Origin of the sequence: Plantibacter sp. VKM Ac-2880 (assembly GCF_015351235.1) — a bacterium.
In the GTDB taxonomy this organism is placed as follows: domain Bacteria; phylum Actinomycetota; class Actinomycetes; order Actinomycetales; family Microbacteriaceae; genus Plantibacter.
The window spans coordinates 514,690-534,705 of record NZ_JADKSJ010000002.1; the positions used below are offsets into that span (position 1 = coordinate 514,690).

Genomic DNA, 20,016 nt, shown 5'->3' on the forward strand with positions numbered 1-20,016 from the left:
CGCTCCGTCTCGGTGACGATCATCGTCACTTCCCCGTCGGCTTCAGCGACTTGAAGATCTCCGCGTTGTCGGGAGACGCCCAGATCGCCGGGAACGCGTACAGGTCGTCGAGCGTCGGCCAGCCGGTGAACTTCTCGCTGTGGTACTCGCTCGTCGTGCCACCGGTCATGATCGGGATGTAGGGCATGTCGGCGACGATCTTCGCCTGGATGATGTCGAACTGCGCCTGACGGGCCGCGGTGTCCTCTGGGTTGGTGGACTTCAGCGTGGCGAGCGCCGCATCGACCTCCGGGTCGCTGAACCGCGCGACGTTCTGCGGGGCGACTTCGCCGACGGCCGCGGTGAACGCCGTGTTGAAGTACTTGTCGTACAGGTAGTACGGGTCGGACGCGGCGCCCTGGCCGAGCGAGTCGATCGCGAGCTGGTAGTTGCCCTTGCTCTTCTTGTCGGTCCACTCGTTCCACGACGACTGCGCGACCTTCAGCTCGATCCCGGCCGCCTTCAGCTGCTGCGCCATGGTGTCGATCGCGGTGATGTAGTCGGTCCAGCCGGTGACGACCTCAACCGTCATCGACAGCTTCTCGCCGCCCTGCTCGTAGACGCCGTCGGAGCCCTTCGTCCAGCCCGCGCCCTCGAGGAGTCCCGCAGCCTTGGCCGCGTCCGGCTTGCTGGGCGCGATCGGTTCGGCGATGGCCGGGGAGATGAGGTCCTGCTGGGTGCTCGTGAGGGCGAACGTCGGTGACATTTCGCTCGCCGTGTTCTGGAAGGCCAGCGAGTTCAGCTGGTCCCGGTTGAGGGCGTAGTAGACGGCCTGGCGGACGGCCGGGTCGGTCTGCGGGCCGGAGCACCCGAGTGCCTCGCTCGAGCAGGTGAGGAGGGCCATCTGGTTCTGCGGGATCGTGATGGCCTCGTACCCCGGGTAGGTGGTCGAGACGTTCTCCAGGTCGGGGACGGGGCCCGTCTGCCAGTCGATGCTGCCGGCGGCGAGTGCGTCGGCCCCCGCGGTGTTGCCCGAGAGTGAGAGGTAGCGCACGGCCTTCACCGCGGGCTCGCCGTCCCAGTAGTCCGGGTTCGCGACGAGGGTGAACGCCTGGGCCTTGAAGTTGCCGAGCGTGTACGGGCCGGTTCCGACGGGCTGCTCCATGACGTCCGTGGCCGGATCGACGTCCTTCCAGATGTGCTCGGGCACGATCGGCGAGCGTCCGAGGAGGGTCGGTGCGCTCACGAACGCCGGGTAGTCCCAGGTGAAGACGACGTGCGTGTCGTCGACCGCCTCGATGGCGCCGTCGAAGCCGGCGTTGTTGATCGAGGACGTCTCGAGCAGTTGGTTGAAGGTGAAGGCGACGTCCTTGGCACTGAACGGTTCGCCGTCCGACCAGGTGACGTCGTCGCGGAGGGTGACGGAGAGCTGCGTGCCGTCGGCGTTCCAGGAGTACTCGGTGCCGAGCAGCGGCTTGTAGGCCTCGGTGTTCACGTTGGTGACGAAGAACAGCGACTCGTAGATCGTGCCGATACCGCCGATGCTCGACGGGGAGTACGGGTTGAAGTTGATCTGGTAGTCGCCGGCCTGACCGGTGTAGGCGACGAGGGTGTCAGCGGCCGACGCGGAGGAGCCTGAGGAGCCGCTCGACGGCGAGCAGCCGGAGAGCAGCATGGCGGTGGCCGCTGCGGCGGCGGCGGCCGCGACCCAGGTGCGGCGACGGGGCCGGGAGCCCGTGGAGCTGAGGAACATCGTTGATCCTTTCCCAGGCGCGGACCGCGGAGGGCAGTCGACGCCGACTTCGTGAATGGGGGTGGATATTTCCACCCGACGCGACCATTGTTACTTAGGTAAATTATGTGCGTCAAGCACTTCGGCCGAACTCGTGCCGACCAGACCCCGTTTCGAAAGGGCCCCATGACAGACCTCGTGGACACGCAGCTCCGCGGCGACGACGCCGCCGCGCGACTCCCCTCAGCACCCCTCGTCCATCTCCGACGGGACGGCGTCTCCGTCGTCGTCGAGACCCGGTCCGTGCCCGCAGCGGCGGCCCGGTACGCGACGCTGCCGACGATCCTGCACTGGGGCGCGGACCTCGGCCCGGTGGACGCCGACGCACTCCGCGACGTCGCGGCGGCCCTCAGCCGCCAGACCCGCCCCGGCACGCTCGACGCGGCCTGGCAGGCCTCGATCCTCCCCGTCGAGGGCGACATGTGGGCGGGGCGACCAGGGATCCTCCTCCGCCGGGAGGGCGTCCCGGTCCACCTTCGGTGGTCGAGCGTGGCGTGCACCCCCTCCGCGGACGAGTCCGCCCTGACGGTCGTCGCCGAGGATGCGACGAACGCCCTGCGACTCACCTCGACGATCGCCATCGAGGCCGGCGGCGTGGTCACGGTCGACCACGGGATCGAACATACCGCGGACGATGCCAGCCTGCCCCTCGCCGACCTCGAGGTCGACTGGCTGGAGGCGACCCTGCCGACACCGAAGGCCGTCGACCATCTCACCACGTTCGCCGGTCGGTGGACGCGCGAGAAGGTGCCGACCACGAGCCTGATGCCGCGCGGATCCACGGTGCGGCAGACGCGACGCGGTCGCGGCGGACACGACGCACCGACGCTGTACCTCGCCTCGATCGACACCCCCCGCGACCGGTCGGGCGAGCTGTGGGCGGTGCATCTCGGCTGGAGTGCCGACTGCACCTACCGCAACGACCGGCTCCCCGACTCCGTTGACCTCATCGGCGCCGGTGAACTCCTGCGTGCCGGCGAGATCCGGCTTATGCCCGGTGAGGCATATGCCTCGCCCACCGCCTACTTCGCGTGGTCGGGCACGGGCCTCGACGGACTGTCGGAACGCTTCCACCGGTTCGAACGCGCCCGTCCCGACCACCCGAACACGCCGCGCCCCCTCGTCCTGAACACATGGGAGGCGGTCTACTTCCGGCACGACCCGGTCTTCCTGCACGACCTCGCCGGACTCGCCGCCGAGGTCGGTGTCGAGCGCTTCGTCCTCGACGACGGATGGTTCCTCGGGCGTCGGGACGACACGAGCGGCCTCGGTGACTGGTACGTCGATCCGTCGGTCTGGCCCGACGGCCTCGCGCCGCTCGCCGACCACGTCCACGCGCTCGGGATGGAGTTCGGGCTCTGGTTCGAACCGGAGATGATCAACCTCGACTCCGAGCTGGCCGTCCGGCACCCCGAGTGGCTCCTCCATGCGCCCGGGCACGTCCCGTCGCCGGAGCACCTCTCGTGGCGCAGCCAGCACGTCCTCGACATCGCCCGCGACGACGCCTACGCCTACATCCTCGACCGACTCGACAGCCTCGTCACGGAGATCGGGATCGACTTCATCAAATGGGACCACAACCGCGACCTCGTCGAAGCTGTGCACGACGGCCGACCGGGCGTCCACGCCCAGACGCTCGCGCTCTACCGGCTGATGGCCGAGGTGAAGGGACGGCACCCGGGCCTCGAGATCGAGTCCTGCTCCTCCGGAGGCGCGCGGAGCGACCTCGGCGTGCTTGGCGTGGCCGACCGGGTCTGGGCGAGCGACTCGAACGATCCGGTCGAGCGGCAGGACATCCAGCGCTGGACCCAGCTCCTGCTCGCGCCCGAACTCGTCGGCGGACACGTCGGGCCGACCACGGCGCACTCCTCCGGGCGGACGACCGCGCTCTCCTACCGGCTGGCGACGAGCCTCATGGGCTCGGCGGGGTTCGAGTGGAACATCGCCGAGTGCACGCCCGAGGAGCGGGTGGTCATCGCCCGGTGGGCGGCGCTCTACAAGGAGCTGCGTCACGTCATCCACACGGGGACCGCGGTCCACGCCGATGTCCGGGACCCCGCCCTCCGCGTCGTCGGTGCCGTCGGGCAGAACCGCTCCGAGGCCGTGTTCACGATCGCGAGCGTGGCGACCCTCGAGGACTCGCTCCCGGAACGGATCCGGCTGCACGGGCTCGACCCGCAGGCCTCGTACCGGGTGCGGCTGCGTAACGAGATCGGCGCCTCCAGGCACGGCTTCGCGACGCCGGGCTGGATGTCCGCCGACGAGGTCACCCTCCCCGGCAGCGTGCTCGGGTCGGTCGGGCTGCAGATCCCGCCGCTGTGGCCGGCGCAGGCGCTCGTCCTGCACCTCACGCGGGTGTGACGACCGACGGCCGCTCCGGCGTCTCGGAGCGGCCGTCGGGCCGTCGGGCCATTCAGCCCACCGTCACCGTCCGGCGAGCAGCCCGTTCGCATGGCGGAGGACGTCGTCGGCGAGGAAGGCCTGCGGGTCGAGTCCCTGGCGGGCGCGCACCCGGAAGGTGGCGCGTTCTCCGGCGAGCAGGGTCACGAGCCCTCGGTCGACGCTCGCGGCAGGATCGACCCGGTCCACGAGCAGCGTGACGTCCCGCGCGTAGCTCGTCGCGACGACCGTCACGAGGTACGTCGACGGATCGTCTTCGGCGGCGGAGGCCTCCGCCGTCAGCGGACGGGGGTCGAGCGCCTGGTCCACCACCTCGGCGGGGGCGTGCACGGCGGTCGCGAACCCGTCCAGTGTCGCCGTCAGGATCTCGCGAGCAGGATCGACGATCGCGGCGACGCCGACGGGCACCTCGATGCGGGCGACACCGCGTGCTTCGACGGACGAGGGCACGGCGGCCGTGGCGAGGACGGCGCCGTCGAGCGTCGTCCGCCGCAACAACACCTCACCGTCCCAGCCGTCGGCGTCGTCGTTCAGGAGCACGAGTGCGAGCCCGGTCCCGGTCCCGCTCGGCTGGAAGGTTGCGAGGCGTGGTTCGTAGACCGCCCGCAGCGCGTACCAGAGCGGTTTGCGATGCTCGGCGAAGTCGACCGCCGCCCACGACACGACCGGCCAGCTGTCGTTGAGCTGCCAGACGATCGCCCCGGTGTTCCGCAGGGCCAGCGACCGGAAGTGCTCGATCCCGAACCGGATCGCCGCGGCCTGGTTGAGCTGCGTCGCCCAATGCCACTCCCCGATCGAACGCGGCTCCGGCAGGTGTCCACGGAGACCGCGCTCGAGCTTCAGGTTGCCGTCCTCGGCCTTCTGGTGGACGAGCATCTCGGCGCCGCAGGGCTCGAGGGGCTCGTCGTGCACCACCCCGGTGAGCGTCGACCAGGCGGGCGGGCCCTGGAAGCCGAACTCGGAGGCGAACCGCGGTTCATGACGCCGGTACTCGCGGTAGTCGAGCAAGTTCCACACGTCCCAGATGTGCATCGTGCCGTTGGACGCGTCGTTGGGGTGCAGGTAGTCGCTGAAGGAGAAGGGGCTCGCCGGCGAGTACGGACGAGTCGGGTCGAGTTCCGCGAGGAGTGCCGGGAACAGCTCCCGGTAGTACCCCTCACCCCAGGTGCGCCCGGCGAGCAGTGGCCGCCACCCCCACTCGACGTAGCCCCAGATGTTCTCGTTGTTCCCGTTCCACACGACGAGCGAGGGGTGCGGGCTGAGCCGGGTGATGGCCTCCCTCGCCTCAACCTCGACCTCGGCGGCGAGCCAGTCCTCCTCGGCGTAGGCGGCGCAGGCGAAGAGGAAGTCCTGCCAGACGAGCACACCGGCCTCGTCACAGGCGTCGTAGAAGTCGTCCGACTCGTAGATCCCGCCACCCCAGACGCGGAGCAGGTTCATGTTCGCGTCCACCGCGTCGGCGACCCGTCGGCGGTAGCGCGCCCGGTCGACCTCGGTCACGAAGGTGTGGTCGGGGATCCAGTTCGCCCCACGGATCTGGATGAGCTCGCCGTTCACGACGAGGTCGAACGGGCTGCCGTGCTCGTCGGGCGTGGTGTCGACGGACACGGTCCGGAAGCCGACGCGGGACCGCCACGGCTGCGTCGTCGACCCCGGGCCGCCGTCCGCGGTCGGCTCCAGCACCACCTCGACGTCGTACAGCGACTGCGTCCCGTGACCGATCGGCCACCACGGCTCGACGCGCGGGACCGTGAGCGCGAGGGCGACCTCGGTGGCCCCGGCATCGACCTCGACACGCTCGACCACGTCGCCGACCGAGACCCCGACATAGACGGGACCGCTCGCACCGGCAGCCCACTCGAGAGCGATGTGCGCGTCGAGCAGGCCGACCCGGCCCGCCTGGTCGCCGGCAGCCTCGGCCGGCACTGGACCGAGATCGACGAGCGGGCGCACCGAGGCGATGCGGACCCCCGACCAGCTCTCGATCCCGATCGGCCTCCAGACCCCGCTCGTCGCCGCGTCGACGCCCCAGTCCCAACCGAAGTTGAACGCCGCCTTGCGGAGCGCGTTGTAGGGGTGGTGGTTGACGTGCGGGCGCGGCCCATGCGCGGCAGAGCGGGCCTCGGCCTCGGGCACGGGAGCGGCGAACATGATCGTCAACCGGTTCGCACCGGCCACGAGCAACGCTCCAACGTCGAACCGGTGGCTCCGGTGCTGGTTCTCCGTGTGCCCGACCACGGTGCCGTTCACCTCGATGGTGGCGACCGTGTCGAGGCCCTCCGCGACGAGGTCGTGCCGGTCGGAGCCGTCGTCCTGCCAGTCGAAGGTGGTCTCGTACCGCCACACGGTGTCGCCGATCCACTGCTGGGCCGCCTCGTTGTCGGCGTCGAAGGGGTCGGCGATGAGTCCAGCGGCCAGGAGGTCGAGATGGGCGCATCCAGGGACGGTCGCGGGGATCCGACGGTCTCGGACATCGTCCGGCACCGGTCCGGAGACGGCGGTGACGGTCCATGCGCTGTGGAGTGGGAAGTGGGCCATGAGCATCCTTGCGTCGTCGGCGTGTGGGGGACGGTCGGTCTCCCATCTGCTACTTTATTACCTAAGTTTAGAAAGTCCGTCAAGCGCGGCCAGAACGATAGGCTCCCGATGTCGGCATCGATGAGGAAGCGAGGACCCGTGACGGACCCCCACGTCACCGCACCGGACACGCCCTCCTGGCCGTACCTCCCGGACGCCGAACGCGGCGCCCTGCGCGAACTCCTCATTCACGGTCCGCTCCCCCGCGCCGAGATCGCCCGGCGGCTCGGTGTCTCCCGGGCGAGCCTCACCCGCGCCACCAGGGTCCTCATGGAGCACTCGATGATCTCCGAGGGCGAGGTCGCCCTGCGCGGCGCCATGGGCCGACCGAGCGAGCTGCTCGTCGTCCGCCACGACGCCCACCACTTCCTCGGGATCAAGCTCACCGGCGACGCGGTCTTCGCGGTCGTCACCGACCTCGGTGCGCAGATCGTCGCCTCGGTCGAGGAGCCGCTGATCTCGACCTCCGTCGAGGACACGATCGACCAACTGGTGGCGATCCACGCCCGGTTCGCCGAGGAGTTCGACGACATCCACGCGGCCGGCGTCTGTCTCGCCGGCGACTTCGCCCGCGTCGACGGGCGGCAGATCGTCGTGGTCTCCTTCTTCCTGCAGTGGCAGGACGTCGCGCTCGCCGAACTCCTCAGCGCACGCCTCGGCATCCCGGTCACCGCCGACAACGACGTGCGTGCCCTCACCGCCGCCGAACACTGGTTCGGGGCCGGGGCCGGCTGCGACTCCCTCGCCGTCGTGACGGTGGGTGCCGGCATCGGTTCGGGGCTCGTGGTCGACGGCGTCGTCGTGACCGGCCACCATGGCCGCGCCGGACGGCTCGACCACCTCATCGTCGACTCCACCGGCCCCAGCTGCGGCCAGGGGCATCGGGGCTGCGCGAGCGCCTACCTCCCGAGCGAGGCGATCGTGGAGGCCGTCGGCGTCGACGGCCTCGACTACGCGGGCGCCGTCGAACTCGCGCGGGGCGGAGACCCGGCCGCACAACGGGCGTTCGACGACGCCGGCCGCGCGCTCGGCGTGCTCATCGGCACCATCCTCAACGGGCTCGACCCGGAGAAGATCGTCCTCACCGGCGAAGGACTCGCCGTGGTCGAACTGGCGGGCGCGAGCATCGACCGTTCGATCGAGGACGTGCGACTGCCGAGCGAGCACCCGGTCCCGCTCGACATCCAGCCGTTCGAGTTCACCGAGTGGGCGCGGGCCGGGGCCGTGCTCGCCATCCGCTCCGTGCTGCACTTCTAGTCAGCGTGGTGCACCCGGCGCGTCGACGCTGGCACGGATCTCGGCGATCCGCTGCGGCATGACCCGACAGCACCCGCCGACGATGGTCGCGCCGGCAGCGGTCCAGGCCTCCACCTGCGCGGTACCCGACTCGCCCCGCCACACCCTGGCACGACCGTCCCACCGCTCGCCGGAGTTGGGATAGACCACGACCGCCTTGTCCGTGACCGAACGCGCCGCCACGATCGCCGGGAGGACCTCGTCAGGGTGCGTGCAGTTGACCCCGACGGCCTGGAACTCGTCGATGTCGTCGACCACCCGGAAGCCCTCCTCCATCGGCTCACCGGACCGCAGGCGGCCGCCCTCGACCGTGAACGACAACCACGCCGGCACCCCGGAGCCGCGCACGAGCTCGGCGAGCGCCGTCGCCTCATCGAGGGACGGGATGGTCTCGAGGGCCAGCAGATCCGGTCCGGCGTCGGCGAGGACCGTCACTCTCCGTTCGTGCCACCGGCGCAGTTCCACTCGCGTGAGGCCGCTGTCGCCCCGGTATTCGGAGCCGTCACCGAGGGTCGCACCGTACGGGCCGACGGAGGCCGCGACGAGGAGGCGGTCCGAGCCGTCCGACGGTGTCCGCGTGTCGCGTGCCCGACACGCGAGATCCACGCTCGACCGCAGGAGCCGTTCCGTGTCCGAGGCGGTGAAGCCGATGCGCTCGAACGCCTCGAAACCGACCTGGTACGAGGCGGTGATCGCGATCTGCGCACCGGCGGTGAAGAACTCCTGGTGAGCGCCTTGAATCGCGGCTGGCTCGTCGACGAGCAACCGCGCACTCCAGAGCGCGTCGGAGAGGTCGTGACCGCGCGCCTCGAGGAGCGTCCCGAGACCGCCGTCGATCGTCCACGAGCGCTGCCTCAGGTCCATGCAGCCCATTGTGCCCCCACCGCCGCCGGGAGGGGTGGCACTGAACACCTGGTATTGTCTATACCCGTCCAGAGCCGAGAGGACGCGTTCGCACCCGAACGAACCGCCACCCGACGTGCAGCTCCCCCGAGCTCCGTGCCAGTGCAGCATGGCGATCCTCCGGCATTTCTCGGGCACTGAGCGATTCCGCGAGTGCCGAATGATTCAACACGACTGTCAGGAAACGAGTACTGCTTGTGAACTCCACCGACAACACTGCATCATCGTCCCCCGCAACCCCCGCACCGAAACCCGGCCGGAAGCCGGCCCGCAAGACCAGGCGCCTCCGCGTCGACGACGTCCTCGTCGTGAAGCGGTCGCGCATCCGCACCGCCATCTCGGGCACCGTGGTCGGCAACTTCATGGAGTGGTTCGACTTCGGCATCTACGGCTACCTCGCCGTCACCATGACCGTCGTCTTCACCGAGGGTCTGCCGCCTGAAGCCGGCATCCTCGTCACCCTGTTCGGCTTCGCCGTGTCGTTCCTCGTCCGTCCGCTCGGTGGCCTGGTGCTCGGGCCGCTCGGCGACAAGATCGGCCGGAAGAAGATCCTCTTCCTCACGATGTCGATGATGGCTGCGGCCACCGCGCTCATCGGTGTGCTGCCGACGGCCGCGCAGATCGGTCTGTGGGCCATCGCGCCGCTCTACCTGCTCAAGATGATCCAGGGCTTCTCGACCGGTGGTGAGTACGCCGGCGCCTCCACCTACGTCGCCGAGTTCTCCCCTGACCGCCGCCGTGGCTTCTGGGCGTCCTGGCTCGACGTCGGCTCGTACGTCGGCTTCGCGGCCGGTGCCGGAACCGTCGCCCTCACCACCCTGATCGCGGAGGGCCTCGCCGGGCCGGACGCCATGACCGAGTTCGGTTGGCGCGTCCCGTTCCTCATCGCCCTGCCGCTCGGTGCCGTCGCGGTGTGGTTCCGCCTCAAGATCCCCGAGACCCCGGCCTACGAGGTCGCCGAGACCGCCGGTGGGATCGAGGCGGAGCACGCCGACCCGATGGCCCGTCAGGGGATCTTCGGGATCTTCCGTCACTTCTGGCGGCAGATCCTCATCGCGATGGCGATCGTCGCCGCGACGAACACCGCCGGGTACGCCCTCACGAGCTACATGCCGACCTACCTCGAGAAGGACGTCGGCGTCTCCAACCTGACGGCCGCGGTGGCCACCATCCCGGTGCTGCTCATCATGTCCGCCTGCCTGCCGCTCGTCGGCCGCCTGTCCGACAAGGTCGGCCGCAAGCCGGTGTACCTCATGGCCGTCGGTGCGACCCTCGTGCTCATGGTGCCGGCGTTCGCGGTCATGCAGATCGGCGAGATCTGGGCGATCTTCATCGCGCTGTTCATGGTCGCCGCCCCCGTCGCCCTGTGGGCCGGACCGTCCGCAGCCTCGCTGCCGGCGTTCTTCCCGACGGCGTCCCGCTTCGGTGCCATGGCGATCGCGTACAACCTGTCGGTCTCCTTGTTCGGCGGGACGACGCCGCTGTTCAGCGAGTTCCTCATCCAGCTGACGGGCAACACCTTCATGCCGGCGTTCTACATCATGTTCTTCGCCGCGGTCGCCGGCGTCGGTGTGCTCACCATGCGGGAGACGGCTCGTCGTCCGCTGATCGGCTCGGTGCCGACCGTCGAGACGAAGGCCGAGGCGGTGGAACTCGTGAAGGGGCAGGACGACAACCCGCTCATCGACACCCACACGATGCCGCTCGACATCCTGCCGCCCGCCGGTTCGTCCCCTGCGGCGGACGGCCAGGACGGGCGCGTCACGACGCCCGCCGGCTAGCGGGTTCGGCGACGACGAGCGGGGCGGGTGCGCAGTGCGCATCCGCCCCGCTTCGTCATGTCGTGCGCTATGGGAACCTGTGGTGCCCCGGGTCATCGCGAGCTCGGCGGCGTCCCTCCACGACCACCCGCACCGGCGGTCGGGGTCGTCGTGGTGTCCACCCGGACGGTGAGCGCCACCTGGTACCCGGAGGTCGCGTCGCCCGTCACCGTCGCGAGCTGCAGGGCACCGCCGTCGTCGCCGAAGACGTTGTCGGCGTCGAGGCTCACCTGGGCGAGGTTCGCGCTCGACCCGTCGTAGCCGGACGACGCGTAGACGGTGTCGCACGCCGCCTGCGGGAGGGCGACCTGGGAGGTCGCGATGGCGTTCGCCGAGTCGGAGATGTCGTTCACCGTGGGATACACCTCGAAATGGATGTGCGGCCACCGGCCCGAGTAGCAGGCCGGGAAGATCGAGGTGTACGAGACGGTCCCCGAGCTGTCGGCGACCTGGACGCCGCGGAGGTAGGTCTCGTCCTCGATCCCGTCGGAGTACATCGAGTAGCCGCCCGACGCGTCGCAGTGCCAGACGTACACGGCGACGTCGGCGAACGGGGCGTCACCGTTCGCCATGTCGAGGATGGTGAGCGAGAGGGCCATGGGGACCCCGCTCGCGGTGGTGCCGGACCCGATACTCGACCGGATGTCGCTGCGGACGATGCCGGACTCCTCCAGCACGTCGGCGCCGTTCGAGCCGTCGCCCGGGTAGGGGCCCGCGGTCTCGTCGGGGACCTCGCCGGCGGGGAGGTCGCCGGTCGCGCTCGCGGTGCTCGTGCCCGAACTCGCGGCACCGGTGCTCGTGCTGCTGCTGCCGGACGCCCCGGTGGAGCAGGCGGCGAGCGCGACGGCCCCGACCCCGGCGCCCACGAGGCTCAGGATCGTGCGCCGGCTGACGAGGGTTCCGAGGTCGAACGCGACACCCTGGTCGACGACCTCCTCGTCGGCGCGGTCCAGCAGGCGGCCCTCGTAAGCCGGGCCGTCCGGGGTGGTCTCGGGTTCCGGGATCCCGCTCATGGTGCGCCTCGCCGTCGTCTGCGATCGGTGGTCTCGATCGGTCGTGGGACGAGCCTCGGCGCGGAGGCTATGGGCTTCCTATGAGCCGTCCATCCCTCGTCCATGGGTCTGCTGGGCGGTTGCCGAGCCGGCTTCATCCCACCAGGCGAGCACCCGGGAACCGATGAGGGTCAGCCAGCGTGACGGCTCCCCCTCGGGCACGTCGACGTCGAACCAGACCCGACCGGGCAGACGCGCCCCCTGCAGCCAGGTGCCGTCGGCTTGCCGTGCACGGTGGACGAGTTCGACGGCGTCCGCGAGTCGAGGGTCCGACGGGGTCCCCTCGGCGATGGACACGGCACGGAAGTGGTCGAGGGCGACGAGGGCGCTGTAGCGATAGCGGTTCGGGTAGACGAAGTGCTCGACGAAACCGCCGACCCGCTCGCCGGTGGTCGCCCGATTGAGCAGCTGCCGTGACAGGAGGTACTCCTCGCCGCCGTGGCGGGTTTCGCGCACGCTCGTGTCACCGGTGATCGTCTCGTACGCGAGGAGTCCGTGGACGGCGTTGAGGGTGGAGTGGAAGGAGGAACGGACGGAGTCACCCTCCTCCGCCTCGCAGTTCCAGCCGCCGTCGTCGAGGCGGTGGGTGGTGAACCAGGCGGCCAGCTGGGTCACGTCCACGCCGAGCCAGGCGCCGCTCGCGAGGGTGAACGCGTTGATGCAGACGTCGACCTCGCCGCTCCAGTAGGGCAGGTCGTCGTAATCCCAGCGACTGTTGGCCGCCAGGCGTGATGCTGTGTCGGTGAGGGCTGCGGCGTCGACACCCCACTCTCGGAGGTCGTGCAGCGCCCAGGTGGTCGCGACCCAGGGCTGGCCGGGTTGTTCGACCTCGGGGCTGTCGAAGAAGCCGGCCGGGAAGAACGCGCCGCCCGCCCACTGCCCGTCCGGGTCCTGATGAGCGAGGAGTGCCGCGCCGAACCCGGTGGAGGGGATGCTCGCCCGAGTCGCCTCCCACACCTCGGGCGGCGCCCCCGCGAGGTCTCGTTCGACCTGCCAGCGGAGGGCCGGGTCGGAGTCGAGCATCCAGTCGAGCAGCTTCGCGTCGATCGCCATGCGGGAACGCTACTCCTCGCGCGGCGCGGCCGACAGGGTGGTGTCGGCCGCGCCGGGCGTCGGATCGGACCGTCAACGCGGGGTGGCTTTGAGGCCGTTCGGTGGGCCGTCGCGATCGGACGAGGTGCGGAGGACGTCGTAGCGGACGAGCGCGTCGGCCTGTTCGAGGCTGGGTTGCACGCTCATGAGCACGCGTTTCGTCGGATCGATGTCCCACGCGATGACGAAGTAGGCGTCGGACCCCGACCGGTCGCGCCGTCGTTCGATGACCGCCTTCGGGATGACCGGGTCGTTCCGCATGACGAGCCACGTGTTGTGGTCGAGTCGGATCGGACGAGGGCGGGTCATGTATCGAACATACGTTCGAATCTCCCACGAGGCAAGCTGAGATGCGCGCGGCGCGTCGGCACTTGGCGGCCGGGACGGATGTCGTTACCGTTGGCAGGTGCGCACGCTTCGGGCAGTCGGCTTCGACCTCGACGGCACCCTGTTCGACCACCGCGGCTCCGCCCGCGACGGGGTGCACCACTTCCTCCGATCGCTGGGCGTCGAGCCGTCGCCAGGAGCCCTCGAGTCCTGGTTCACTGCCGAGGACATCCAGTTCGAACGGTGGCGCTCCGGGGAGATCGGGTTCGAGGAACAGCGGCGACAGCGACTGCGGGCGGCACTGCCAGCACTGGGCATCACGCTGCCGACGGACGATGCCGGGCTGGACGCGCTGTTCGACCGTTATCTCCAGGCCTACCGACAGTCATGGCGCGCATTTCCGGACAGCCGAGCGCTGATCGACCGCCTGCGTGCCAGCGGCTACCGTGTCGGCCTCCTCACGAACGGAGCACGGGCACAGCAACTCGACAAGCTGCACCGGACCGATCTGTTCGACGGGCTCGACACGGTGTGCATCTCCGAACACCTCGGCGTGCAGAAACCGGATCCCCAGGCGTTCGCCATCCTCGCTACACGGTTGGGTGTTGCGCCAGAGGAGTGTCTGTTCGTCGGCGACCATCAGGCGCACGACGTCGACGGCGCCCGGTCGGCCGGCATGCGCGGGCTACTCGTCGACCGCTACGCGACACACGTGACAGGGATTGCGGACGTCGTCCTGGGCGAACTTCGCGCCGGCGTCGAGCCCGCCAGATAAGCCGACGTCGAACGACTTCGCGACCTCCGGAGCAGGGCTCGTCGAGGGCGAGTTGCTTAACTTTGCTTAACCGCTTGACCACCCTCTTGAGGTCCCGCTACGGTAACTGCGTAACCGATTAACCACTCACCGCAGAGGACGTCATGAACCAACGAGGGTTCCACCAGCCGAACGGCGCATGGGTCGGAGACGTCATCCCGTGGCAAGAGGACGGTGTCTTCCACCTGCTCTACCTGCACGAGTCGCGTCGCGTGCCGAAGATCGGGATGCCCTGGCACCTCGCCACGACCGAGAACCTGGTCGACTTCCACGACGAGGGGGTGGCCCTGCCCTCCGGCGGCCCGACGGCATCCGACTTCAACGTCTACACCGGCAGCGTCGTCCTCGCCGAGGACGGCACCCATCACGTCTTCTACACCGGCCACAACCCTGACCACCTCGGGGCGGACGGCCAGGCACTCCAGCTCGTCATGCACGCCATCAGCACCGACGGCATGCGCACCTGGGACCGCCTCGAGGCCGATACCTTCGGCGCCACCGCCGGGTACGAGACCGCCGACTGGCGCGACCCGTTCGTGTTCTGGGACGAGGACGCCGCGCTCTGGCGGATGCTCATCACCGCCCGCCACGCCGACGGGCCCGAGCGCCGCCGAGGCGTGATCGCCCAGTGCACCTCCACCGACCTCTCCACCTGGGAACCCGTCGAGCCGTTCTGGAACCCCCGCCGCTACATCGCCCACGAGTGCCCCGAAGTCTTCCAGTGGGGCGACTGGTGGTACCTCGTGTACTCCGAGTTCAGCGAATCGTTCACGACGCGGTACCGGATGTCCCGCACGCTGCACGGCCCCTGGCTCGTCCCCGAGCACGACACGCTCGACGGTCGCGCCTACTACGCGGCGAAATCCGCCGCCCGCGACGGACGCCGGTTCTTCTTCGGCTGGATCGCCTCCCGCGACGGAGCCCGGGATGCGGGTGCCTGGCAGTGGGCCGGCACCATGTCGGTCCTGGAAGCCGAGCAGCGTACCGACGGCACCCTCGCCTTCCATCCGCCGACCGAATTGCGTGACACCTTCGCACCCACCGGGGAGCCGAACGACACCGTCGTCCCCTCGGGCACGGTGCTCAGCGCTCCTGACGGCTATGCCGACACCCTGTCGGCGGCCGACGCACCGGATTCCTTCCGACTCGTCACCCGGTTCGACATCGCCCCCGGCACGACCGAGTGCGGCGTCCTCCTCCGTGCGAGCGCCGACGGCGACGAGGGCTACGTCCTCCGCCTGGAGCCGAAGCGCGACCGCCTCGTCTTCGACCGCTGGCCGCGCTCCAGCACCGGCACGGAGCAGTGGCAGATCTCGGGGGACGTCCCGTTCGCCGTCGAACTCGAACGCCCCTGCCACCTCGCCCCCGGACGGCACGAGCTCGAGGTGATCGTCGACGGCGACCTCTGCGTCGCCACCGTCGACGACACGGTCGTCCTCAGCACGCGCCTCTACGACCGGCCGACCGGGCGCATCGGCGTCTTCGTCGGCGAAGGGACCGTCACCGTCGAGGAGTGCACCCTCTTGGAACGTCGTGACGCCGACCTCGACGACGACCGCGCGACATCGCGCCGACTCGCCACCAGCACCGCGTCCTGATCCCGACACCACGCTCCGCCCTCCTGCACCGCCCAGCTGCACCGCCCCGCACACCCGCACACCCGCACCCACCTGTGATCGATCAACGGAGATTCCGACCATGCCAACCACCGCACGCACACGCACCATGCGCCGCACCCGCAGCACCGCCTTCGTGTCCCTCGTCGCCGCGTCAGCGCTCGCCCTCTCCGGCTGCGCCGGCGGATCGAGCGCCACGGACCCGACCGACGTCGACCCGAAAGGCGACATCGTCCCCCGCGAGATCTCCTGGCTGCTCTCCCGCCCGGCCGACGGCGGCGTGATCACCGCGATGGAGCAGATCGCCGACGAGTACGCGAAGGACCACCCCGGCTTCTCGCTCAACCTCATCACCACGCCCGACCGCCCGTCCTACATCCAGAAGTACGAGACCCTCGCGGCCGCGAACAAACTCCCCGAGCTCTTCGACACCGACGCGACTCCGTTCGCCCAGAAGCTCGCGAAGCAGGGCCGGATGGTCGACGTCGACCTGCTCCTCGAGGACCTCGGTCTCGCCGACTCCTACCGCGAGGCGGCGCTCAACTACCAGCGGTTCGACGACGGCTCGCTGTACATGGTGCCGTTCGAGTTCCAGCTGGAGTTCTTCTGGTACAACCGTTCCCTCCTCGCGGACGCCGGTGTCACCGTCCCGGCCACGCTCGACGACTTCCCCGCCATGTGCAAGGCGCTCCGCGCCAAGGGCGTCACCCCGATCGCGCTCGACGGTCAAGACCAGTGGCCGCTCGAACGCTACATGGCCTACTACCCGTTCCGGATGGCGGGTCCCGAGTACATCCAGGATCTGAAGGCCGGCAAGGCCTCCTTCTCCGACCCCGCCGGGAAGGCCGCGGCCGAGTGGCTGTACGACCTCGGGCAGGCCGGCTGCTTCCAGGAGGGCTTCTCCTCGACCGGCTACGCGGACGCCCAAGCGCTCTTCACCTCGGGCAAGGCAGCGGTCTACAACATCGGCACGTGGGAGCTCTCGAACCTCGCGACGGATGCGCTCGACCCCGGCGTCCGTGACGCGGTCGGCACCTTCACCCTGCCGACCATCGACAACGCCGTCACCGCCGACAACGAGTACGTGACCCCCTCCGGCATCGGCATGGCGGTGAACGCGAAGACGTACGACCCGCTCGTCCGCGACTTCCTCGCCTTCGCCCTCGAGCGGTACCCGGACCTCTACGCCGCGACGGGCGCACTGTCGCCGACGACCTCCGCGCAGACGACCGTCCCCGCGAGCGCGACCGAACTGTACGCGAGCTCCGTGGCGCAGGCCGACGGCGTCGGACCGGCGATCGCCATGCCTTGGGACACCCAGCTCGACCCGGCCACGAACACCCGACTCCAGCAGGAACTGACCCTGCTCGTGCAGGGCGACATCACGCCGGACGAGTTCATCGCGACCATGGACGCCGCCCTGACGGAGAACGTCGATGACTGAGCTCACCCAGACCGCGGTGGGCGCGGCACCGGCCCGCCCACCGCGGCGGCGGAAGCCGATGTCCACGTCCATGCTGCCCCGCCGGTCGACGCTGTCGGTGCTCGTGTTCCTGGTGCCGCCGCTCGTCCTCTACGGCATCGCCGTGCTCCTGCCGATCGTGCAGTCGCTGTTCCTCAGCCTCTTCTCGTGGGACGGCATCACCGACATGGCGTTCGTCGGACTCGACAACTACGTCAAGATGCTCACCCGTGACGACGTCTTCTGGACCTCGTTCGGCAACGCGCTCGGCTACCTCGCCATCTGCCTGGTGCTCCAGCTCGGAGGGGCGCTCCTCGTCGCCGGACTACTCACCGCCCTCCCCCGGGCTCGCGAGCTCGTCAAGACGCTCTACCTCCTGCCGGCGGTCATCTCGACGGTCGCGATCGCCATCCTGTTCCAGCGGCTGTACGCGCTGGAACCGGTCGGGCTGATCAACCAGCTGCTCGCGTGGATCGGTCTCGGTGACCTCCAGACGGCCTGGCTGTCCAACGTGCAGACCGTCCTCGCGGCCGTGTCGATCCCGGAGGGCTGGCGCTTCACCGGGCTGTACATGCTCATCATCTACGCCGCCCTCATGGCCGTGCCGCGCGACCTCGAGGAGGCCGCGCGGCTGGACGGCGCGTCCTGGTGGCAGATCTTCTGGCGGATCCGCTTCCCCTACATCCGGCCGGTGTGGATCACGACGACGGTCATGGCGACGACCTTCGCCCTCCGCGGCTTCGACATCCCGTACCTGCTGACGAACGGCGGGCCCGGTCAGTCGTCCGAGCTGCTGACCACGTACATGTACAAGACGGCGTTCGTCCACACCGACTACGGCTACGCCAGCGCGATCTCCATGTTCATCGTCGTCGAATGCCTCGTCGCCGTGGGCCTCATCTTCCTGCTGCTCCGACGGAAGGACAAGTCATGACCGCCACCCTCCCCGCCCGGCCGACCGAACGCGTCGCGCCCGCGGCGGCACCGGCACCGAAGCGGAAACCGCGGCACACCCCACGCGTGCGGGCGCAGCGGACGATCCTCACCGTGACCGTCGTCGCGATCGTGCTCGTCCAGGTCTACCCACTCGTCTGGTTGCTGCTCACGAGTTTCCGGACGGCGGCGGACTTCGCCGGCGGCAACCCCTTCGCGCTGCCGTCCGAGTGGACCCTCGACAACTATGCGCGGGCGTTCTCGACCGGCAACCTCGGGCTGAACATCGTCAACAGCCTGATCGTCACGCTCGGGTCGAGTGCCCTGATCGTCATCGCCGGCATGATGGCGGCGTACGCGCTCCAGGTCCTCGGCTTCCGGTTCAGCGGGCTCGTCCGCGGCCTGTTCCTGCTCGGCATCATCGTGCCCGTGCAGATCGCGCTCGTCCCCCTGTTCATCGACTACTCGCAGGTCGGCCTACTCGACACCCACCTGTCGATGATCATCCCGCTGGCGGCGTTCGCCCTGCCGATGGCGGTCTACCTGTTCTCCTCCTTCTACGAGTACATCCCGAGGGAGATGTACGAGGCAGCGTCGCTCGACGGGGCGGGCCCGTACCGGATCTTCGGCCAGATCACGTTCCCGCTCTCGGTCAACACGATCATCACGGTCGTGCTCGTCAACAGCATCTTCATCTGGAACGACTTCATCTTCGCGAACACCTTCGTGCTCTCGGACGGATTGAAGACCATCCCGCTCGGCCTGCAGAACTACATCGGGGCGATGGGGAACACTGATTGGACGGCGACGTTCGCCGCCGTCTGCGTCACGGTCACACCGTTGCTGCTGGTGTTCCTCGTGTTGAACAAAGCGATGATCAGCGGCCTCGAGAGCGGAGCGACCAAGGGATGAGCAGCACCGACCAGCCGAAGCCCGGCGCAGACCACCCGAAGAACACCTCGGGCATCACGATGCGCGACGTCGCGAAGGCTGCCGGTGTCTCCGTCGCGACGGTCTCGCACGTCGTCAACGACAAGCCGGGGTCGCGGATCGGCGAGGACGCCAAGCGCCGGGTGCACGAGGCGGTGGCCGAGCTCGGCTACCGGCCGAACGCCCTCGCGAAGACGCTGTCCCAGGGGCACTCCCGCTTCATCGGCCTCGTCGCCGACGCGATCGCGACGACCCCGTTCGCCGGCCAGATCATCCACGGCGCCCAGGACGAGGCGTGGCGTCACGGCTACGTCCTCCTCGTGGCCAACACCGACGGCAACACGGCCGCCGAGGACGAGGCGATCGCGATGATGCTGGAGCACCAGGTCCGCGGGATCCTGTACTCGACCTGGTTCCACCACGAGATCACCGTGCCGGAGGCGCTCCTCCAGACCGACACCGTGCTCGTCGACTGCTTCGCCCAGGGCAGCGGGCTCCCGGCCGTCGTCCCCGACGAGGAGCAGGGCGGACGGACCGCGACCGAGGCGCTGCTCGCGGCCGGCCACCGGCGGATCGCGTTCGTCAACACCACGACGCCCTCACCGGCACAGACCGGACGGCTCGCCGGATACCGCGCGGCGCTGCAGGCCGCGGGGGTCGCGTTCGACGACGCCCTCGTCTTCCCGGCCTCACCGGAGCAGGAGGGCGGGTACGCGGCGACCGCCGAGGTCGTCGACTCGGGCGCCACCGCGGTGTTCTGCCACAACGACCGCGTGGCCATGGGGCTCTACGACGGGCTGCGGGAACGCGGACTGCGGATCCCCGACGACATGGCGGTCATGGGGTTCGACAACCAGGACGTGATCGCCGCCCATCTCCGGCCGCCGCTGTCGACGGTCGCCCTCCCCCACTACGAGCTCGGAGCGGCCGGTGTCCGTCGGCTGCTCGGCCTCGACGCCACGCCGTCCACCGGGCCGCAGCTCATCGCCTGCCCGGCCGTCCCGCGGCACTCCGTCTGAGGGC

General features: G+C 69.6%; 15 protein-coding genes. 9 read left to right on the forward strand and 6 right to left on the reverse strand.

Translation table 11 applies throughout. The annotated features are described in order from the left end of the window. Positions 1 to 25: 25 nt before the first annotated feature. Entirely contained in the window at positions 26 to 1,732 is a 1,707-nt protein-coding gene (locus ITJ57_RS14535) for an ABC transporter substrate-binding protein (RefSeq protein ID WP_194670792.1), read from the reverse strand. A 165-nt stretch (positions 1,733 to 1,897) separates the two neighbouring features. Between ITJ57_RS14535 and ITJ57_RS14540 the strand changes: the two genes are divergently transcribed. Beyond that, a complete protein-coding gene (locus ITJ57_RS14540) occupies positions 1,898 to 4,132 on the forward strand; it encodes an alpha-galactosidase (protein ID WP_194670793.1) in 2,235 nt (744 codons plus the stop codon). A 63-nt stretch (positions 4,133 to 4,195) separates the two neighbouring features. Here ITJ57_RS14540 and ITJ57_RS14545 read toward each other — a convergent pair whose 3' ends face one another. Beyond that, entirely contained in the window at positions 4,196 to 6,709 is a 2,514-nt protein-coding gene (locus ITJ57_RS14545) for a glycoside hydrolase family 2 protein (protein ID WP_194670794.1), read from the reverse strand. A 138-nt stretch (positions 6,710 to 6,847) separates the two neighbouring features. Here ITJ57_RS14545 and ITJ57_RS14550 point away from each other — a divergent pair, with 138 nt between their 5' ends. Then, entirely contained in the window at positions 6,848 to 8,005 is a 1,158-nt protein-coding gene (locus tag ITJ57_RS14550; RefSeq protein WP_370582425.1) for an ROK family protein, read from the forward strand. Here ITJ57_RS14550 and mmuM read toward each other — a convergent pair whose 3' ends face one another. Beyond that, positions 8,006 to 8,908 (reverse strand): homocysteine S-methyltransferase, encoded by a 903-nt coding sequence (gene mmuM, locus ITJ57_RS14555; protein WP_194670795.1) that lies wholly within the window; start codon positions 8,906 to 8,908, stop codon positions 8,006 to 8,008. A gap of 236 nt (positions 8,909 to 9,144) precedes the next feature. On the opposite strand from mmuM, the gene ITJ57_RS14560 reads away from it, so the two are divergent. Then, the gene (locus tag ITJ57_RS14560; protein WP_194670796.1) at positions 9,145 to 10,728 is read left to right on the forward strand and encodes an MFS transporter; all 1,584 of its coding nucleotides are present in this window, start codon (positions 9,145 to 9,147) and stop codon (positions 10,726 to 10,728) included. Positions 10,729 to 10,820: 92 nt separating this feature from the next. On the opposite strand, the gene ITJ57_RS14565 is transcribed toward ITJ57_RS14560, so the two are convergent. The 3 genes from ITJ57_RS14565 to ITJ57_RS14575 form a co-directional block, all read right to left on the reverse strand. After that, positions 10,821 to 11,780 (reverse strand): intradiol ring-cleavage dioxygenase, encoded by a 960-nt coding sequence (locus ITJ57_RS14565; protein WP_194670797.1) that lies wholly within the window; start codon positions 11,778 to 11,780, stop codon positions 10,821 to 10,823. Between the two features lie 78 nt (positions 11,781 to 11,858). Continuing rightward, the gene (locus tag ITJ57_RS14570) at positions 11,859 to 12,872 is read right to left on the reverse strand and encodes a squalene cyclase (protein ID WP_194670798.1); all 1,014 of its coding nucleotides are present in this window, start codon (positions 12,870 to 12,872) and stop codon (positions 11,859 to 11,861) included. A gap of 72 nt (positions 12,873 to 12,944) precedes the next feature. After that, entirely contained in the window at positions 12,945 to 13,220 is a 276-nt protein-coding gene (locus ITJ57_RS14575) for a hypothetical protein (RefSeq protein ID WP_056781457.1), read from the reverse strand. Between the two features lie 97 nt (positions 13,221 to 13,317). Between ITJ57_RS14575 and ITJ57_RS14580 the strand changes: the two genes are divergently transcribed. The 6 genes from ITJ57_RS14580 to ITJ57_RS14605 all read left to right on the forward strand — a co-directional run bounded on the left by ITJ57_RS14580 (position 13,318) and on the right by ITJ57_RS14605 (position 20,012). After that, complete coding sequence (locus ITJ57_RS14580) at positions 13,318 to 14,013, forward strand: HAD family hydrolase (protein WP_194670799.1); 696 nt, start codon at positions 13,318 to 13,320, stop codon at positions 14,011 to 14,013. A gap of 143 nt (positions 14,014 to 14,156) precedes the next feature. Then, positions 14,157 to 15,650, forward strand: a complete 1,494-nt coding sequence (locus ITJ57_RS14585; protein WP_194670800.1) for a glycoside hydrolase family 32 protein — start codon at positions 14,157 to 14,159, stop codon at positions 15,648 to 15,650. Between the two features lie 127 nt (positions 15,651 to 15,777). Further along, positions 15,778 to 17,112, forward strand: coding sequence for an ABC transporter substrate-binding protein (locus ITJ57_RS14590; RefSeq protein ID WP_194671471.1), 1,335 nt, complete (start codon positions 15,778 to 15,780; stop codon positions 17,110 to 17,112). A gap of 70 nt (positions 17,113 to 17,182) precedes the next feature. Further along, positions 17,183 to 18,064: a carbohydrate ABC transporter permease gene (locus ITJ57_RS14595; protein ID WP_194671472.1), complete on the forward strand. Its 882-nt coding sequence runs from the start codon at positions 17,183 to 17,185 to the stop codon at positions 18,062 to 18,064. Then, complete coding sequence (locus tag ITJ57_RS14600; RefSeq protein ID WP_194670801.1) at positions 18,061 to 18,975, forward strand: carbohydrate ABC transporter permease; 915 nt, start codon at positions 18,061 to 18,063, stop codon at positions 18,973 to 18,975. The genes ITJ57_RS14595 and ITJ57_RS14600 overlap by 4 nt, the downstream gene beginning before the upstream one ends. Further along, entirely contained in the window at positions 18,972 to 20,012 is a 1,041-nt protein-coding gene (locus ITJ57_RS14605; protein WP_194670802.1) for a LacI family DNA-binding transcriptional regulator, read from the forward strand. The genes ITJ57_RS14600 and ITJ57_RS14605 overlap by 4 nt, the downstream gene beginning before the upstream one ends. Positions 20,013 to 20,016 lie beyond the last annotated feature (4 nt).

Bases quoted from the DNA above. Each gene is read 5' to 3' on its own strand.
- ITJ57_RS14535 (WP_194670792.1), bottom strand. From the start codon at position 1,732: ATGTTCCTCAGCTCCACGGGCTCCCGGCCCCGTCGCCGCACCTGGGTC.
- ITJ57_RS14540 (WP_194670793.1), top strand. From the start codon at position 1,898: ATGACAGACCTCGTGGACACGCAGCTCCGCGGCGACGACGCCGCCGCG.
- ITJ57_RS14545 (WP_194670794.1), bottom strand. From the start codon at position 6,709: ATGGCCCACTTCCCACTCCACAGCGCATGGACCGTCACCGCCGTCTCC.
- mmuM (WP_194670795.1), bottom strand. From the start codon at position 8,908: ATGGACCTGAGGCAGCGCTCGTGGACGATCGACGGCGGTCTCGGGACG.
- ITJ57_RS14565 (WP_194670797.1), bottom strand. From the start codon at position 11,780: ATGAGCGGGATCCCGGAACCCGAGACCACCCCGGACGGCCCGGCTTAC.
- ITJ57_RS14570 (WP_194670798.1), bottom strand. From the start codon at position 12,872: ATGGCGATCGACGCGAAGCTGCTCGACTGGATGCTCGACTCCGACCCG.
- ITJ57_RS14575 (WP_056781457.1), bottom strand. From the start codon at position 13,220: ATGACCCGCCCTCGTCCGATCCGACTCGACCACAACACGTGGCTCGTC.
- ITJ57_RS14585 (WP_194670800.1), top strand. From the start codon at position 14,157: ATGAACCAACGAGGGTTCCACCAGCCGAACGGCGCATGGGTCGGAGAC.
- ITJ57_RS14590 (WP_194671471.1), top strand. From the start codon at position 15,778: ATGCGCCGCACCCGCAGCACCGCCTTCGTGTCCCTCGTCGCCGCGTCA.
- ITJ57_RS14595 (WP_194671472.1), top strand. From the start codon at position 17,183: ATGCTGCCCCGCCGGTCGACGCTGTCGGTGCTCGTGTTCCTGGTGCCG.
- ITJ57_RS14600 (WP_194670801.1), top strand. From the start codon at position 18,061: ATGACCGCCACCCTCCCCGCCCGGCCGACCGAACGCGTCGCGCCCGCG.
- ITJ57_RS14605 (WP_194670802.1), top strand. From the start codon at position 18,972: ATGAGCAGCACCGACCAGCCGAAGCCCGGCGCAGACCACCCGAAGAAC.